This is a genomic window from Actinoplanes sp. NPDC049548 (assembly GCF_040676695.1).
In the GTDB taxonomy this organism is placed as follows: Bacteria; Actinomycetota; Actinomycetes; order Mycobacteriales; family Micromonosporaceae; genus Actinoplanes.
On sequence record NZ_JBFAPM010000024.1, the window covers coordinates 104,337 to 119,920 of the forward strand.

The window sequence follows — 15,584 nt, forward strand, 5'->3', positions numbered from 1 at the left end:
TGTTGCGGGGTGAGAGGGGGGTCGGTGGACCGTCAGCCGGCCACCGTCGTCTTGGCGGGCTGGCTGCCCGCTCCGGACGATGAAGCCGGTACGGCGGGTGCCTCCCGGCGGAACGGGCGCATGATGCTCCCGATGATCGAGAAGCGGCCCTGGCTCTTGTTGTAGACGTCCAGGGCGACGGCGAGCAGCAGGACCAGGCCCTTGATGATCTGGACCCGGTCGGTGCCGACGCCGAGCAGCTGCAGGCCGTTGTTGAGCACGGCCATGACCAGACCACCGACGATGGAGCCGGAGATCGTGCCGATACCGCCGGACACGGCCGCGCCACCGATGAAGACGGCCGCGATCGCGTCGAGCTCCCAGTTCAGACCGTCCTGCGGGCCGGAGGCCCCGGAGCGGGCCACGAAGATCATGCCGGCCAGCGCCGCCAGGATCGACATGTTCATCATGACGAAGAAGTTGACCCGCCGGAGCTTCACGCCGGAGAGCTCCGCGGCGCGGGAGTTGCCGCCGACCGCGTAGATGTGCCGGCCGCCCGCGGTGTTGCGGGTGTAGAAGCCGTACACGATCACCAGCACGACCAGGATCAGGCCCGAGATGGGGAAGCTGGTGCCGACCCGGCCGCCCGCGAACCGCAGGGTGAGGAAGATCAGGACGCCGACCATGATGGCCATCCGGATGACCGAGACCCACATCGGCGCCGGCTCGGCGTTCATCTCCTTGCGGGTACGCCGGGCCTGCATCTCCCGCCACACCACGGCGGCGCAGGCAGCGAGGCCGAGCAACAGGGTCAGGTTGTTGTAGCCGGTGTCCGGGCCGATCTCCGGCAGGAAGCCGCCGCCCATGTCCTGGAAGCCCTCGGGCACCGGGATCGTGTCGGCGTTGCCGACGAACTGGTTGGCGCCGCGGAACAGCAGCATGCCGGCCAGCGTGACGATGAACGCCGGGACGCCGACGTAGGCCACCCAGAAACCCTGCCAGGCACCGATGAGCGCGCCGATGCCGAGGCCGAAGAGAATCGCCACCGGCCAGGGCAGCGACCAGTCCGCCATGGACTTGGCGACCAGGATGCCGACGAAGGCGGCGACCGAGCCGACCGACAGGTCGATGTGCCCGGCCACGATCACCATCAGCATGCCGATGGCCAGGATCAGGATGTAGGAGTTCTGCTGGAACAGCGCGATCAGGTTGTCCGGCCGCAGGGTGAGACCCTCGCTGAAGGGCACCCCGAGGTCGCGCGCGGTGAGGAACTGGAACAGCAGGACGATCGCCACCAGGGTGAAGATCATCCCGAACTGGCGGGCGTTGGAGGTGGTGCCTCCGAACAGGTTCTTCTGAAGGTCCTTGAATCGGCTCATCGGGTCTGCATCTTCTTCGTCGAGGTCATCTGCTTCATGAGGGTCTCCGGGTCCGCGTCCTGGCGGGCGATGTCGCCCGTGATCTGGCCTTCGAACACGGTGTAGATGCGGTCGCAGAGCCCGATCAGCTCGGGCAGCTCCGAGGAGATGACGATGACGCCCTTACCCTGGTCGGCGAGCCGCTGGATGATGCCGTAGATCTCGTACTTCGCGCCCACGTCGATGCCCCGCGTGGGCTCGTCGAGGATCAGCAGGTCGGGGTCGGTGAACATCCACTTCGCCAGGACGACCTTCTGCTGGTTGCCGCCGGAGAGCTTGGAGACGCCCTCGTCCACGGTGGGCGCCTTGGTCCGCAGATCCTTGCGGTAGGCCTCCGCGGCCTTGTACTCGGCGACCTCGTCGATCACACCGCGCTTGGTGATCTTCGAGAGCTTGGCGGCGACCGTCGACGTCTTGATGTCGTCGAGCAGGTTGAGCCCGATCGCCTTGCGGTCCTCGCTCACGTACGCCAGGCCGTGGTGGATCGCGTCGGCGACGGACTTGAGCTGGATCTCCTTGCCGTCCTTGATGATCTGCCCGCCGAGGTAGACCCCGTACGACCGGCCGAAGATGCTCATCGCCAGCTCGGTGCGGCCGGCGCCCATGAGGCCCGCGAAGCCGACGATCTCGCCGCGGCGGACGTGGAAGTTGGATCCCTTGCAGACCAGCCGCTCGGTGGAGATCGGGTGCCGGACGGTCCAGTCGCGCACCTCGAAGAAGGTCTCGCCGATCTTCGGGGTGTGGTCGGGGAACCGGCTGCCGAGCTCGCGGCCGACCATGCCACGCACGATGCGGTCCTCGTCGACGCCGTCCCGCTTGATGTTCAGCGTCTCGACCGTCTTGCCGTCCCGCAGGATGGTGATCTCGTCGGAGATCGCCTCGATCTCGTTCAGCTTGTGCGAGATCATGATCGAGGTGACCCCGCGCTCGCGGAAGCCGCGCAGCAGGTCGAGCAGGTGCTGCGAGTCGGCCTCGTTCAGCGCCGCGGTGGGCTCGTCGAGGATGAGCAGCTTGACGTCCTTGGCGAACGCCTTGGCGATCTCCACCAGCTGCTGCTTGCCGACGCCGATGTCCTTGATCAGGGTGTCGGGGTCCTCGCTGAGGCCGACCCGGGCCATCAGGTCCAGTGCCTGGCGCTGCGCGGACTTCCAGTCGATCGCACCGCGCTTGCGCGGCTCGTTGCCGAGGAAGATGTTCTCGGTGATCGACATGTCCGGGATGAGGGCGAGCTCCTGGTGGATGATCACGATGCCCGCGTGCTCGCTCTGCCGGATGTCCGAGAACCGGACCTCCTGGCCCTGGTAGACGATCTGACCCGAGTAGCTGCCGTACGGGTAGACGCCGCTGAGCACCTTCATCAGCGTGGACTTGCCGGCGCCGTTCTCCCCGCAGATGGCGTGGATCTCTCCGGCCCGGACCACCAGGTTGACGTCGGAGAGCGCCTTGACGCCGGGGAACTCCTTGGTGATGGAACGCATCTCCAGGAGGATGGGGGCGGATGTCGTCATCGCACGCACCACCTCGCGAACGTCATGGATGCCTCCGGGAGGGGTCGAGTTAACGCTGAGTTTTGTTGCCGACGGCAACCTATTCCTCCGCGAAGAAACCTCGCAAGTCTCGAGATCCACCGGCTAGGTAACAATCCGGCAATGAAAGAGCGGGCTGCCGTAACGACAGCCCGCTCCTACTCGGTTCAGACAGTGACCGGAACCTTGTCGGATGCCTGGTCAAGCTGCATGCGGAGCTTTTCTCCCTCGATGTCGACGTTGGGCAGCAGCCGCTGCAGCCATCGCGGCAGCCACCACGCTGAGCGACCGAGCAGGGAGATCACCGCGGGCACGATCGTCATCCGAACGATGAACGCGTCGATCGCCACGCCGATGGCGAGCGCGAAGCCCATCGACTTGATGACCGGGTCGTCCAGCAGGACGAAACCGGCGAAGACGGACGTCATGATGAGCGCGGCAGCCGTGACGACCCGGGCGCCGTGGCCCATGCCGCTGATCGTGGCCTCCTGCGGGCCCGCGCCGTGCACGAAGTCCTCGCGCATCCGCGACACGAGGAACACCTCGTAGTCCATCGCGAGGCCGAACAGGATGCCGATGAGCAGGATCGGCAGGAAGCTGATCAGCGGTCCCGGGGTGGAGAGCCCGACGAGGTCCGCCAGGTGCCCCTCCTGGAAGACCAGCACGGTGACGCCGAAGGTCGCCCCCACGGTGAGCAGGAAGCCGAGCGCCGCCTTGAGCGGGACCAGCACCGAGCGGAAGACGAGCATCAGCAGCAGCACCGAGAGCCCGACGACCAGCAGCAGGTAGACGGGCATGGCGTCGGACAGCTTCGCGGACACGTCGATGCCGATGGCGGTCTGCCCGGTCAGCGCGATGTCGGCGCCGTTCAGGCCGCGGGTGCGCGCGCGGACCGTCTCGACGAGCTTCTCGGTGGCCTCGTCCGTGGGGCCGGCGGTCGGGATGACGCCGAGCAGGGCGGTGCGCTTGTCCCCGCTGAGGTTCGGCGGGGTGACCGCGAGCAGGTTCGGCGTACCCTGCAGGACCTGGTTCACCTCGGTGACGGCGGTGGCGGTCTGCTGCGGCGAGTCGCTGGAGACGACGAGGGCGAGGCGGCCGTTGAAGCCGGGCCCGAAGCCCGCGGTGATGAGGTCGGCGGCCTCGCGCGCCGGCGTGCCTTCGGCGCTCGCGCTCGCGTCCGGCAGCGCGACCCGCATGCCGGTGGCGGGCAGCGCCAGCGCGCCCAGGCCGAGGATTCCGACCAGGATCACGGGTACGCGCAACCGCGTCACGATCCGCGCCCAGCGGAAGCCGAAGCCCTCCTTCAGCGTGGCGTGGCCCGCCCGGCCCGCGCGCAACCGCCGGGGCAGCACCTTCGCACCCGCGAAGCCGAGCAGCGCGGGCAGCAGGGTCACGGCGACCAGCACCGCCACCGCCACCGTGCCCGCCGCGGCCAGGCCCATGACGGTGAGGAACGGGATGTCGACGACGGCCAGGCCGGCCAGGGCGATGATCACCGTGATACCGGCGAAGACGACGGCCGAACCGGCGGTACCGACCGCCCGCGCGGCGGCTTCCTCCGGCTCGATGCCCTCCACCAGGTGCTGACGGTGACGGGACGTGATGAACAGCGAGTAGTCGATACCGACCGCGAGGCCGAGCATGAGCGCCAGCACGGGAGCCGTGCTGGTGAGCGAGACGACGCTGCTGAGGGCGTACAGGCCGGCCATGCCCGCGCCGACGCCGATGAGCGCGTTGAGCATGGTCATCCCGGCCGCGACCAGCGAGCCGAAGGTGACCACCAGGACCACGAGCGCGATGACCACGCCGATGGCCTCGGTGCCGCCGACCTCGGGCTCGGCGTTCATGACCTCACCGCCGTGCTCGACGCGCAGCCCGGCGGCCTCGGCGGACGCCCCACTGTGCTCGTACGCTTCCCGCTGGTCCTTGGTGACCGCGTCGGCGCGCTCGGCGAACTGGACCTGGACCAGCGCGTAGCGGCCGTCCTGGGACAGCGCCCGGGCCTGGAAGGGGTCGACCGCGCCCACCACGCCGGGCAGGGTGGCGGCCTCCTTGACCAGGCCCTGCACCGCGTTCGTGAGCTGCGGCTCCGTCAGCGCCCGGCCCTGTGGCGCCGCCACCACGATGGTGCCGGTGGCGCCGCTCGCCTGCGGGAATTCCTGCCGGAGCGCGTCGATCGCGCGCTGCGACTCGGTGCCGGGCATGGTGAAGTCGCTCGAGGTCGGCCCCTGGAAGGCGAACGCCGCGCCGCCGAGGGCGCCGAGCAGGACCAGCCAGAGGACCACGACGAGCCTGCGGTGGCGGAAGGAGACCCGGCCGAGCCGGTAGAGCAGGGTTGCCATGTCAGTCCTTGTCGTCGGGTCGGGTGAGAAGGGCGCGCCGGGCCACGCCGACGAGGGCGGCCCGCAGCTCGGCGGGCTCGCGCTCCTCGTCGATGACGACGGTGACGATCCCGGAGAGCACCACCTCGGCCGCGATGCACGCGGCCGGTTCGGTGGAGCGCCCGGCGAACGCGGCGCAGAGGGCGTCGGTGAGCGGCAGCAGGTCGGCGAAGGCGGGCTCCTGCAGGAACTGCGGGATGCCGCCATAGATGACCTTGGCCTCCCGGCGGTGCCGCAGCACCAGGTCCACGAAGCCCTCGATGGCGGCGGCCTGCACGGCCGTGTCGTCCAGCGGCGCCAGCCGGGCCACCAGGTCGGCCAGCTCGCGGGCGGCGGGTGCGGTGAGCTCGGCGAGGATCGCGTCCTTGCCGGCGAAGTGGTAGAGCAGGGTGGCCTTGGAACATCCGACCTCGGCCGCGATGTCCTGCAGGGAGGTGCCCTTGTAGCCGAAATGGGCGAACTGCTCGGCGGCGACGCGGAGAATCTCGTCGCGGGTACTGACGCGTGCCATGGCTCTGAGCATGCCTGACCGATCGGTCAGAGACTGGCCGATCGGTCAGGAAAGTGGCACACGCAACAGAAAGATCAGGGGCGCCCGACGGGCTCCCGCGGCTGCTCGGGGACCCACGAGCCCGGAGTGCGCGGGTGCGGAACGGTCGCCGCCGGCGGGACGATCTCCGGCGCCGGAGGCGTGACGAGCGCCGGGCGGGGCAGCACCAGCAGCACCATGGTGAGCAGCGCCACCGCGACGATCGCGTCCAGCCAGTAGTGGTTCCCGGTCGCCACGACCACGAGCAGGGTGATCAGCGGATGGGCCAGCCACAGCCAGCGCAGGCGGCCGGTGCCCGCGGTGATGAGGACGATCGCGACGGCGAGAGCCCACCCGACGTGCAGCGAGGGCATGGCCGCGTACTGGTTGCTGACCGTGTCGGTGGCGGGTGAGCCGTAGACCGCCGGCCCGTAGAGGTGGCCGGTGTCGAGGAGGCCGGCGACGGCGGCCATCCGCGGCGGCGCCAGCGGCACGACGAGGTGGACCACGAGGGCGATCGCGGTGAGGCAGGCCAGCGTCCGGCGCATCCACCGGTAGAGGGCCGGGCGGCGGACGTACATCCAGATCAGCGCGAGCGCGGTGGCCGGGAAGTGCACGTACGCGTAGTAGCAGTTCGCCAGCCGCACCAGGAACCGATGGTCGATGATCGCGCCCTGCACCGCCGACTCCGAGGGCAGGTGCAGCGCCCGCTCGAAGTCCCACACGTGCGTCGCGTTGGCCATCGCCTCGGTCACGTGCCCGGTCGCCAGCATGCGGCCGGCCTCGTACGCCAGGAACAGCGCCGCGACCAGCAGGAGCTCGCGCACCGCGGCCCGCACCGCCACCCGGCGGCGAGCGCCGGTGTCCTCCGCCACCGTCATGGTGGCCCCCCGTTCTGGCGCCGGCTGATCCCCTCGACGCCCGCGACGACGGGCGGCACCGAGGGTAGATCTTGGCCCCTGAGCCACCCGGGCGTCACGCCCCGGACGCCCGGATGTGACCAGTCGCTCACCGGCAGCGGCGTCGCCGCCGGGCCGTCAGTCGCGAAGTTCGCGCAGGATGCGGGCCAGTTCGGCGCGATCCGCCGCGCTCAGCGCACCGAAGAACCGCTCGGTCTCCGCGTGCCGCGCCGCCTTGATGCGCTCGCCGGTCGCCCTTCCCGCGTCGGTCAGCGCCACGAGCGTCGCCCGCCGGTCGGCCGGGTCGGGCTCACGCCGCACCAGGCCCCGGCCCTCCAGGTCGTCCACCACCTCGGTCGCCGACCGGGCCGCGATGCGCAGGTGGCCGGCCAGCGCCCCCGGCCGGATCGGGCCGTGGCGCATCAGCACCGCGAGCGCGCGGCCCTGCGACGGGGAGACGGTGAGCGGCTCGAGGGTCTCGCGGCTGAGGTGGCGCAGGCGCCGGGCGACGGCCCAGAAGAGCTCGGAGAGGGTGCTGTCCTCCACGGGAATACCGTACCAGCGATTGCGGTTGTTCCCTCATGTTGAGGTAACCTCAGCAAATCTCAGAGAGAAGGTCGCACTTGGAACCCAACGAGAAGGCTCAGGCGCGGGAGGTCTCCCTGCGCCGCATCGGGCGCCTGTTCACCCCGCATCGAGGGCAGCTCGCCCTCGTCGTCGCCATCATCGTGGCCTCGTCCGCGATCTCGATGGCGTCGCCGTTCCTGCTGCGCGCGGTCATCGACGTCGCGCTCCCCCACCAGAACCTCACGCTGCTCGTCCAGCTGGTCACCGGCATGGTCGCCGTCGCCGCGCTGACCTCCGCGCTCGGCGTGGTCCAGACCTGGATCTCCACCACCGTCGGCCAGCGGGTCATGCACCGGCTGCGCACCGACGTGTTCCGGCACCTGCACCGGCAGTCGGTCGCGTTCTTCACGCGTACGCGCACCGGCGAGGTCCAGTCGCGCATCACCAACGACATCGGCGGCATGCAGTCCGTCGTCACCTCGACCGCAACCTCGGTCGCCTCGAACCTCACCACCGTGGTCGCCACCGCGGTGGCCATGGCCGCCCTCTCCTGGCAGCTCTCTCTCGTGTCCCTGGTCGTGCTGCCGCCGGCGATCCACCTCACCCGCCGCGTCGCGCGCATGCGCCGCGCGATCACCGCGCAGCGCCAGCGCGAGCTCGCCGACCTCAACGTCACCGTCGAGGAGGGACTGTCCATCAGCGGCGTGCAGCTGAGCAAGACCATGGGTACGGGACCCGCCCTCGTCGAGCGCTTCACGGCCTCCTCCGCCCGGCTGATCGACCTCGAGCTGCGCTCGGAGCTCGCCGGCCGGTGGCGGATGGCCTCGATGAGCATCCTGTTCGCCGTGATCCCCGCGGTCCTCTACCTCAGCGCCGGCCTGCCGTTCACCCGCGGCACCCTCAGCATCGGCACCCTGGTCGCGTTCACCGCACTGCAGGCGGGGCTGTTCCGCCCGATCATGGGCCTGCTCGGCGTCGGCGTCTCGCTGACCAGCTCGCTGGCCCTGTTCGCGCGCATCTTCGAATACCTCGACCTGCCCGTCGAGGTGGCCGACCCGGAGCACCCGGCCGACGTCGACCCGGCGCGGGTCCGCGGGCACCTGCGCTTCGAGGACGTCACGTACGCGTACCCGGGCAGCGAGACCGCCGCGGTCGCCGGAGTGAACCTCGACGTGCCGGCCGGGACGTCCCTGGCGCTGGTGGGCGAGACCGGCTCGGGCAAGAGCACGCTGGCCGGCCTCGTCGCCCGGCTGCACGACCCGGACGCCGGGCGCATCACCGTCGACGGCGTCGACCTGCGCGACCTGCGCCTGACCGACCTGGCCCGGATCGTCGGCGTGGTCAGCCAGGAGACGTACCTGCTGCACACCACCGTGCGGGAGAACCTGCGCTACGCCCGACCGGACGCCACCGACGAGCAGATCGAGCAGGCCGCCCGCGCGGCGCAGGTCCACGACCTGATCAGCGCGCTCCCGGACGGGTACGACACCGTCGTCGGCTCACGGGGTCACCGGTTCTCCGGCGGCGAGAAGCAGCGCATCGCCATCGCCCGTACGCTGCTGCGGGACCCGCGCATCCTGGTGCTCGACGAAGCGACCAGCGCCCTGGACACGGAGACCGAGCGTGCCGTGCAGCGGGCCTTCGACGAGCTGGCGCGGGGGCGTACCACCATCACCATCGCCCACCGGCTGTCGACCGTGCGCGACGCCGACCGGATCGCCGTGGTCGACCACGGCCGCATCCTGGAGTCCGGCACCCACGACGCCCTGCTCGCCGAGGGGGGCCGGTACGCGGCGCTGGCGGCCTGAGGCGGCCAGCATTCCCACCGTGACGACCGCGACGCCGGCGACCGCGTCCAGCACCCAGTGGTTGGCGGTGCCGACCACCACCAGCGCGGTGATCCCGGCGTAGAGCGCCCCGGCGAGACGCAGCAGCGGCCCGCGCAGCACCCAGGCGACCCAGAAGGCCCAGCCGACGTGCAACGACGGCATGGCGGCGAGCTCGTTGGTGAGGTGGCCCATCCCTGCCGGCGCCGAGGCATGGGCCGACCACCAGCCGAGGTCGGCGGTGCTCGCAAGGGTGTCGACGTAGCCGGTGGGCATCAGCCGCGGCGGTGCGGTCGGCAGCAGGACGTAGCAGACCAGCCCCAGCGAGGAGGCGATCACCAGCCCGTTGCGAGCCGCCGGGTAGCGGTCGGGGTGACGCCGGTAGAGCCACAGCAGCACCGCCGGTGTCACCAGGTAGTGCAGGGCGGCGTACCAGAAGGACATGGCGGCCGCCGCCCAGGGCACCCCCGCGACCGCATGGTTGAGGCCGGCCTCCAGGTCGAGCCCGGCCAGCCGCTCGGCACCGACCAGCGCCGAGGCGCGCTCCTGCGCCGCCGCGAGGTGCGGGTCGGCCAGGAGCCGCGCCGCACTGTACGCCCCGAACAGCCCCAGCAGCAGCGCGATCTCGCGCCATCCTCGTCGTGCCACGATCCCTCCCCCGTCGGCGAACACAGGGGAATCCTGGCGTGAACGGGTGCCGACCCGAATCCGGCGTCCGACTGGTCGAATCCTCGCCGGCCTCTGCCTTTCGGCCGGTGCGCTCGTCTGATCGTGACGACGCGGTCACAGCGCATGCACATGCGGCGCTCAGGGCGATCACAAAGCGTGGCCCGACGATTCCGGTATGACGATGGTGACCACAGCCCCCCGGATTCTGATCGTGGACGACGCGCCCACGATCTCGGACGTGCTCGCGATGGCCCTGACGTACGAGGGATGGGAGGTGCGCAGCGCGGGGAACGGGACGACGGCACTGGAGACGGCGGCCGGTTTCGCCCCGGACGCCGTGCTGCTGGACGTGATGCTGCCGGACATGGACGGGCTCGAGGTGCTGCGCCGGCTGCGCGTCCAGCGGCCGGGCCTGCCGGTCCTGGTCCTCACCGCGAGGGACTCGGCCGAGGACCGGATCGCCGGCATGCTCGCCGGCGCCGACGGCTACCTCACCAAGCCGTTCAGCCTGGACCACGTGGTCGGACGGCTGCGCGCCGCCCTGGACGTGAGCAGCGCCATGGCGCTGGTGCACGGCGACCTGGTGGTGAACGTCGGCAACGGAACCGTCCGCCGCGGGGGCGCGACGGTCGCGGTGACGGGCACCGAGCTCGCGGTGCTGCACCGGCTCGTCATCCGCGCCGGGGAGACCGTCACCGCCGCCGAGCTGGGCCGGACCCTGCCCGGCGGCACCGCGGCGGTGGCGCTGTGCGTGGCGTCCCTGCGCCGCAAGCTGGGCGTCGACATCCGGGCGGCCGGGACGGGCTGGCTACTTCCCGCCGTCTGAGCCGGCGGCCACCTTCCGGCGCTCGAACGGGTCGCCGTACTCACGGACCGCGGCCCGGGCGTACGCCTGCTGGAAGGTCGCCACGCGCTCGGACCGCCCCCGGCCGAGGAAGCTGACGAACCAGTGCAGCACGGCCGTCAGCCTGTTCTTGAAGCCGACCAGGTAGAGCAGGTGGACGGCGAGCCACATCAGCCAGCCGAGGAAACCCGACACGTTCACCTTGCCGATGCTGGCGACCGCGTGGAAGCGGGAGATGGTCGCCATGCTGCCCTTGTCGAAGTACGTGAACTTCTGCCCGGTCTCCTTGCCCGCGAGCCGGCGCTTGACCTGGTCGGCGGCGTGCCGCCCGCTCTGGATCGCGACCTGCGCGACGCCCGGCAGGTTGTCCAGCGCCATCATGTCGCCGACGGCGAAGATCTCCGGGTGCCCGGGCAGGGTGCAGTCGGGCTGCACCTTGATGCGGCCGGCCCGGTCGGTCTCCACGCCGGCGGCCTCGGCCAGCTTGCGGGCCAAAGGCGGCGCCGCGACCCCGGCCGCCCACATCTTCGTCATCGACTCGATGCGCTCGTGGCCCCGCGGGGTGTCGACCTCGATGCCGGTCGCGTCCACGCCGACCACCTTGGTCTCCAGCTCCACCTCGACGCCGAGCAGATGCAGCTGCCGCAGCGCGCGGGTGGACAACCGGTCGCCGAACGTCTTCAGCACGGCGTCGACCGCGTCGATGAGGATGATCCGGGCCTTACGCGGGTCGATGTGCTTGTACTGACCGGGCAGGTTGCGGTGGGCGAGCTCGGCGATCTGCCCCGCCATCTCCACGCCGGTCGGGCCCGCCCCGACGACCACGAAGGTCATCCACCGCTCCCGCTCGGCCGGGTCCTGCTGCAGGTCGGCCAGCTCGAAGGCGCCGAAGATCCGGGCGCGCAGCTCGAGCGCGTCGTCGATGCTCTTCATGCCGGGCGCGAAGTCGGCGAACTGGTCGTTGCCGAAATACGACTGGGAGGCGCCGGCGCCGACGATGAGCGTGTCGTAGTCGACGGTGTAGTCGATGCCGGGTGCCTGGACGAAGACCTTCTTCGCCTGCACGTCCACGTCGGTGACCCAGCCGAGCTTGACGTCGACGTTGTCCTGCCGCTTGAGGATCTCGCGGATCGGCGGCGCGATCTCGCCCTCGGACAGGATGCCGGTCGCCACCTGGTAGAGCAGCGGCTGGAACAGGTGGTAGGCGGTGCCGTTGATCAGCGTGATGTCGACGTCGGCGCGACGCAGCGCCTTGGTGGCGAAGAGCCCACCGAACCCCGCTCCGACGATCACGACGCGGTGCCTGCGAGCAGTGCTGTCAGCCATGATCCGAGCCTCCGGTGGTCGGTTCGTTCCTCCGCGTACGGTATCAACGCGCTGGTCCCCTGCTACCTTGCCCGCTTTTTCGAATCGGCGATCGTGGGAACCCTCACATCGGGCCTGCCACGGGGATGATGTCCCGATGCGGACCGTGCAGCTGTTCTGGGGAGCGGTGCTCCTCAACCTCGCCGTCGTGTGGGCGCTGTTCTTCACCGTGGCGCCCGAGCCGAAGAACGCGATCCTCGGCCTGGGCCAGTTCCTGGGCCTGCACGCGGCGCTGCTGATGATCCTCCAGCTGACGCTGGTCGCCCGGCTGCCGTGGCTGGACCGGCGGATCGGCATGGACCGGCTCACCTCGTGGCACCGGTGGACCGGGTTCGCCCTGTTCTGGGTCGTCCTGCTGCATCCGGTCCTCGTCCTCACCGGCTACGCGACCGCCTACCACTCCACGGTCTGGCAGCAGTTCCGCAACCTCGCCGGCATGGCCGGCTCGCTGGCCGGCATCATCGCGCTCGCCGTCATCGTGGTGGCCGCCGGCGTGTCGATCCGGTACGCCCGCCGCCGCCTGCAGTACGAGACCTGGCACGCCGTCCACTTCTTCCTGTACGCGGCGGTCACGCTCGTCCTGGTCCACCAGCTGTTCGAGCTCTCCACGTTCACCGCCGCACCGGTCGCCACCGCGTACTGGTGGGCGCTGTGGATCTTCGCGATCGGGTCGCTACTGGTCGGCCGGGTGGCGATGCCGCTGTGGCGCAACGCCCGCCACCAGTTCCGGGTCGCCGCGGTGGTGCCCGAGTCCGACGACGTCGTGTCGGTCTACGTGCGCGGCAAGGACCTCGACAAGCTGCCGGCCCGCGCCGGGCAGTTCTTCATCTGGCGGTTCCCCGGGTACGCCCGCTGGTGGCAGGCCAACCCGTTCTCGCTGTCGGCCGCCCCGGACGGGCGCTCGCTGCGGCTGACCGCGAAAGCCGTCGGCGGGGCCAGCGCGGCGCTGCGGCACCTCCCGGTCGGGACCCGGGTGTTCGCCGAGGGGCCGTACGGCGCCTTCACGTCGCTGCACCGCACCCGGGACAAGACGCTGCTGGTCGCGGGGGGCGTGGGCATCACGCCGATCCGGGCGCTGCTCGAGGAGCTGTCCGGCGACGTCGTGGTGCTCTACCGGGTGCACAGCCGTACGGACGCGGTGCTGCTCGACGAGCTGGAGGCGCTGGCCCGGGACCGGGGTGCGCGGGTCGAGCTGCTCGCCGGGCGTACCGGAACGGGCACCCCGCCGTTCGCGCCGTTCGAACCGGCCAACCTCGCGTCCGCGGTCCCGGACGTCACCGACCGCGACGTCTACGTCTGTGGGCCGCCGGCGATGACAGCGGCGGTGATCCGGGCGCTGCGGGCCCTCAAGGTGCCCCGCCGCCAGGTCCACGCCGAACGCTTCAGCCTGGCGGCTTGACGCCGGAGCAGCTGTGCTCCCAGTGCCAGCCGATGAACGTGTGGCGCAGCGTCACACTCTGGCGGCAGGTCGCCGTGCCGTCCGCCGCGATCGTCACCGACGTGTCGTGGGTGTTGTGGTACCAGTGGCCGGTGGGGTCGAAGATGCCGCGGTAGGCGAACTCCGCGTGCGTGGTGACCGTCGGGCCGCCGGTCCGGGTCACCGACTCCACCGACCACCCGGCGTCCCACGGCTCACGGTTCACGTGCGTGTCGTACGTCGACGTGGTCGCGTCCGTCCGGGTGGTGAGTGCGGTCATGAGGATGCCGCAGCAGTCGTACATCTCCGAGGTGGTCCGGTAGCCCCCGCCCTCGCCGGCTACGACGCGGCCGTACGTGATCCGGCAGTCCTCACCCACCGCGACACTGCGCCGCGCGGGCCGGCCACCGGGCAGCACCGGCAGCGCGTCCGTGATGCTCAGCTGCCCGCACTCGCGCCGGCCCGGTGCCGCAGCGGCGGACGCCGGGGAAGCCGTGGCCGCCAGCAGCCCTGCCGCGGCAAGGAGCACCGCCGTCGATCGCCTCACGTGGTGCTCCTCATCCGTTTCGAACGCATTGATAGGGTTCGGCCATGAGCCTGCCGCCGTTGTCCATCTTGGAGGTTGCCCCGGCGGAGGACGCCCGGCCCGCGCCCGAGGTGCTCTCCGCCACAGTGGCCGCGGTACGCCGGGCCGACGAGCTGGGCCTGCGCCGCGCCTGGTTCGCCGAGCACCACGGCGCTCCCCTCATCGCCAGCGCCGCCCCGCCCGTGCTGGTCGCGCACGCGGCGGCGACCACCTCCCGGATCCGGGCCGGCTCCGGCGGCGTCCTGCTGCCGAACCACGCACCGCGCGCCGTCGCCGAGCAGTTCGCGACGCTGGACGCGCTGCACCCCGGCCGGATCGACCTGGGCATCGGGCGGGGACCCGGCACGTTCGACCCGATGGTCGTCGCCGCGCTGCAACGCGGGGCCGCGCCGACCACCGACGACACGTACCGTGCGGGGATCACCGAACTGCTCGGTTACCTCGCCGGTGAGGCCGGACCGCCGCTGCTGCCGGGCTACCGCGCGACCGTGCAGCCGTGGCTGTTGTCGTCGAGCACGGCGGGGGCCTCGCTGGCGGGCGAGCTGGGACTGCCGATCGCCTTCGCCCACCACATCCGCCCGCAGAACACGACCGAGGCGTTGGAGCGCTACCGGCAGGCGTTCCGGCCGTCACGCTGGCTCGACCGCCCGTACGTGATGATCGCCGTGGAGACGATCTGCGCGGACACCGACGCGGAAGCGGCCCGGCTGGCCCGGCCCCTCGACCTCGTCAAGGCCGGCCTCTTCGCCGGGCGGGCCGACCAGCCGCTGCTGCCGCCGGCCGAGGCGGCGCAGGTGACCTTGACGGACGAGGTCGAGGAGCGGCTGCGCGCCTACCACGCCCAGCAGGCCCAGGGATCACCGGCGACCGTGACCGGACGGCTCGCAGCCCTCGCCGCCTCGACCGGCGCGGACGAGATCATGCTCTCGATCACGATCTACGACGCGGCGGCCCGTCAGCGTGGCATCGAGCTGCTCGCCAAGGCCTCCTAGCCGAACGGTTCGTCACTCCACCGCCACCATGCCTCGACGTCGTCGATGTGGAGCAGGAACTCCGGGACCTCCCGGCCTTCCGGGTCCCGCAACGTCACGGCCTGCCGGATCGCCTCGTACGCTGTTTCCCACGACTCGGCGTCCTCGTCGACGCGGTCGAGGTGGCGCAGATCCTCGGCGAAGAGCGGCCGGACCTCCGCGAGGCCGTCCGCGGGTTCGACCCGGGCGTTCAGCCAGGGAAAGTCGCCGCCGGTGGGGACGAGATGAGCCAGGACCCGCCCGTCGCGACGCCGGTGCAGCGTCCAGGCACCGGCTGGATGATCTTCTTCGAGCACGGCAGCGCCCTCCTGCGGGGATCCGGAACTGCGCTTGAGTTTGCCTTGACCTCGGGTCGGGATGCTTCAGGGGTAAGCGGAGAACTCGGAAGGATCACTGTGATGAAGGCTTCGACCTCGAAGGGTCTGCGGCGTTGGACGACGCTGCTGGGCACAGCCGCCGCCGCGGGTGTGGCCGCCACGATGGGCCTGGCCGCGCCCGCCATGGCCGCCGAGGCCGTGACCGTCGGCGCCGGCAGTGACCTGACCGG

The 15,584-nt window shown here is 71.1% G+C and carries 13 protein-coding genes and 1 pseudogene; 4 read left to right on the top strand and 10 right to left on the bottom strand.

The features are described from left to right. Nucleotides 1-32: 32 nt before the first annotated feature. The 6 genes from mmsB to AB0J80_RS33580 form a co-directional block, all read right to left on the bottom strand. Nucleotides 33-1,358, bottom strand: a complete 1,326-nt coding sequence (gene mmsB, locus AB0J80_RS33555; RefSeq protein ID WP_364713221.1) for a multiple monosaccharide ABC transporter permease — start codon at nucleotides 1,356-1,358, stop codon at nucleotides 33-35. Continuing rightward, the gene (gene mmsA / locus AB0J80_RS33560; RefSeq protein WP_364713223.1) at nucleotides 1,355-2,905 is read right to left on the bottom strand and encodes a multiple monosaccharide ABC transporter ATP-binding protein; all 1,551 of its coding nucleotides are present in this window, start codon (nucleotides 2,903-2,905) and stop codon (nucleotides 1,355-1,357) included. Before mmsA ends, mmsB begins: the two co-directional genes overlap by 4 nt. A gap of 185 nt (nucleotides 2,906-3,090) precedes the next feature. Beyond that, complete coding sequence (locus tag AB0J80_RS33565) at nucleotides 3,091-5,265, bottom strand: MMPL family transporter (RefSeq protein WP_364713226.1); 2,175 nt, start codon at nucleotides 5,263-5,265, stop codon at nucleotides 3,091-3,093. A gap of 1 nt (nucleotide 5,266) precedes the next feature. Next, nucleotides 5,267-5,815: a helix-turn-helix domain-containing protein gene (locus tag AB0J80_RS33570; protein WP_364713228.1), complete on the bottom strand. Its 549-nt coding sequence runs from the start codon at nucleotides 5,813-5,815 to the stop codon at nucleotides 5,267-5,269. Between the two features lie 74 nt (nucleotides 5,816-5,889). Next, the gene (locus AB0J80_RS33575) at nucleotides 5,890-6,714 is read right to left on the bottom strand and encodes a phosphatase PAP2 family protein (protein WP_364713231.1); all 825 of its coding nucleotides are present in this window, start codon (nucleotides 6,712-6,714) and stop codon (nucleotides 5,890-5,892) included. Between the two features lie 156 nt (nucleotides 6,715-6,870). After that, nucleotides 6,871-7,278 carry a MarR family transcriptional regulator gene (locus tag AB0J80_RS33580; RefSeq protein WP_364713234.1) on the bottom strand — a complete coding sequence of 136 codons (408 nt, stop codon included), beginning with the start codon at nucleotides 7,276-7,278 and terminating at the stop codon, nucleotides 6,871-6,873. Nucleotides 7,279-7,355: 77 nt separating this feature from the next. Here AB0J80_RS33580 and AB0J80_RS33585 point away from each other — a divergent pair, with 77 nt between their 5' ends. Continuing rightward, entirely contained in the window at nucleotides 7,356-9,107 is a 1,752-nt protein-coding gene (locus AB0J80_RS33585; protein ID WP_364713236.1) for an ABC transporter ATP-binding protein, read from the top strand. A gap of 18 nt (nucleotides 9,108-9,125) precedes the next feature. Here AB0J80_RS33585 and AB0J80_RS33590 read toward each other — a convergent pair. Continuing rightward, nucleotides 9,126-9,797 (bottom strand): annotated as a pseudogene (locus AB0J80_RS33590) (phosphatase PAP2 family protein); the annotation flags it as partial. A gap of 172 nt (nucleotides 9,798-9,969) precedes the next feature. Between AB0J80_RS33590 and AB0J80_RS33595 the strand changes: the two are divergent. Continuing rightward, the gene (locus tag AB0J80_RS33595) at nucleotides 9,970-10,620 is read left to right on the top strand and encodes a response regulator transcription factor (RefSeq protein ID WP_364713237.1); all 651 of its coding nucleotides are present in this window, start codon (nucleotides 9,970-9,972) and stop codon (nucleotides 10,618-10,620) included. Here the strand turns inward: AB0J80_RS33595 and AB0J80_RS33600 are convergent. After that, nucleotides 10,603-11,964: an NAD(P)/FAD-dependent oxidoreductase gene (locus AB0J80_RS33600; protein WP_364713239.1), complete on the bottom strand. Its 1,362-nt coding sequence runs from the start codon at nucleotides 11,962-11,964 to the stop codon at nucleotides 10,603-10,605. The genes AB0J80_RS33595 and AB0J80_RS33600 overlap by 18 nt on opposite strands. 136 nt (nucleotides 11,965-12,100) lie before the next feature. Between AB0J80_RS33600 and AB0J80_RS33605 the strand changes: the two genes are divergently transcribed. Further along, nucleotides 12,101-13,402, top strand: a complete 1,302-nt coding sequence (locus tag AB0J80_RS33605; protein WP_364713240.1) for a ferredoxin reductase family protein — start codon at nucleotides 12,101-12,103, stop codon at nucleotides 13,400-13,402. Here AB0J80_RS33605 and AB0J80_RS33610 read toward each other — a convergent pair. Continuing rightward, complete coding sequence (locus AB0J80_RS33610; RefSeq protein ID WP_364713243.1) at nucleotides 13,386-13,967, bottom strand: hypothetical protein; 582 nt, start codon at nucleotides 13,965-13,967, stop codon at nucleotides 13,386-13,388. The two genes, AB0J80_RS33605 and AB0J80_RS33610, sit on opposite strands and share 17 nt — an antisense overlap. A gap of 44 nt (nucleotides 13,968-14,011) precedes the next feature. Between AB0J80_RS33610 and AB0J80_RS33615 the strand changes: the two genes are divergently transcribed. Continuing rightward, on the top strand, nucleotides 14,012-14,998 hold the full coding sequence (locus tag AB0J80_RS33615; protein ID WP_364713245.1) for an LLM class flavin-dependent oxidoreductase: 987 nt from the start codon (nucleotides 14,012-14,014) through the stop codon (nucleotides 14,996-14,998). Here the strand turns inward: AB0J80_RS33615 and AB0J80_RS33620 are convergent. Beyond that, entirely contained in the window at nucleotides 14,995-15,333 is a 339-nt protein-coding gene (locus AB0J80_RS33620) for a hypothetical protein (RefSeq protein ID WP_364713247.1), read from the bottom strand. The two genes, AB0J80_RS33615 and AB0J80_RS33620, sit on opposite strands and share 4 nt — an antisense overlap. Between the last annotated feature and the right edge of the window lie 251 nt (nucleotides 15,334-15,584).

Excerpts from the sequence above, each read along its gene's own strand:
- AB0J80_RS33605 (WP_364713240.1), top strand. The coding sequence starts at position 12,101 with ATGCGGACCGTGCAGCTGTTCTGGGGAGCGGTGCTCCTCAACCTCGCC.
- mmsB (WP_364713221.1), bottom strand. The coding sequence starts at position 1,358 with ATGAGCCGATTCAAGGACCTTCAGAAGAACCTGTTCGGAGGCACCACC.
- AB0J80_RS33595 (WP_364713237.1), top strand. The coding sequence starts at position 9,970 with ATGACGATGGTGACCACAGCCCCCCGGATTCTGATCGTGGACGACGCG.
- AB0J80_RS33615 (WP_364713245.1), top strand. The coding sequence starts at position 14,012 with ATGAGCCTGCCGCCGTTGTCCATCTTGGAGGTTGCCCCGGCGGAGGAC.
- mmsA (WP_364713223.1), bottom strand. The coding sequence starts at position 2,905 with ATGACGACATCCGCCCCCATCCTCCTGGAGATGCGTTCCATCACCAAG.
- AB0J80_RS33565 (WP_364713226.1), bottom strand. The coding sequence starts at position 5,265 with ATGGCAACCCTGCTCTACCGGCTCGGCCGGGTCTCCTTCCGCCACCGC.
- AB0J80_RS33600 (WP_364713239.1), bottom strand. The coding sequence starts at position 11,964 with ATGGCTGACAGCACTGCTCGCAGGCACCGCGTCGTGATCGTCGGAGCG.
- AB0J80_RS33575 (WP_364713231.1), bottom strand. The coding sequence starts at position 6,714 with ATGACGGTGGCGGAGGACACCGGCGCTCGCCGCCGGGTGGCGGTGCGG.
- AB0J80_RS33570 (WP_364713228.1), bottom strand. The coding sequence starts at position 5,815 with ATGGCACGCGTCAGTACCCGCGACGAGATTCTCCGCGTCGCCGCCGAG.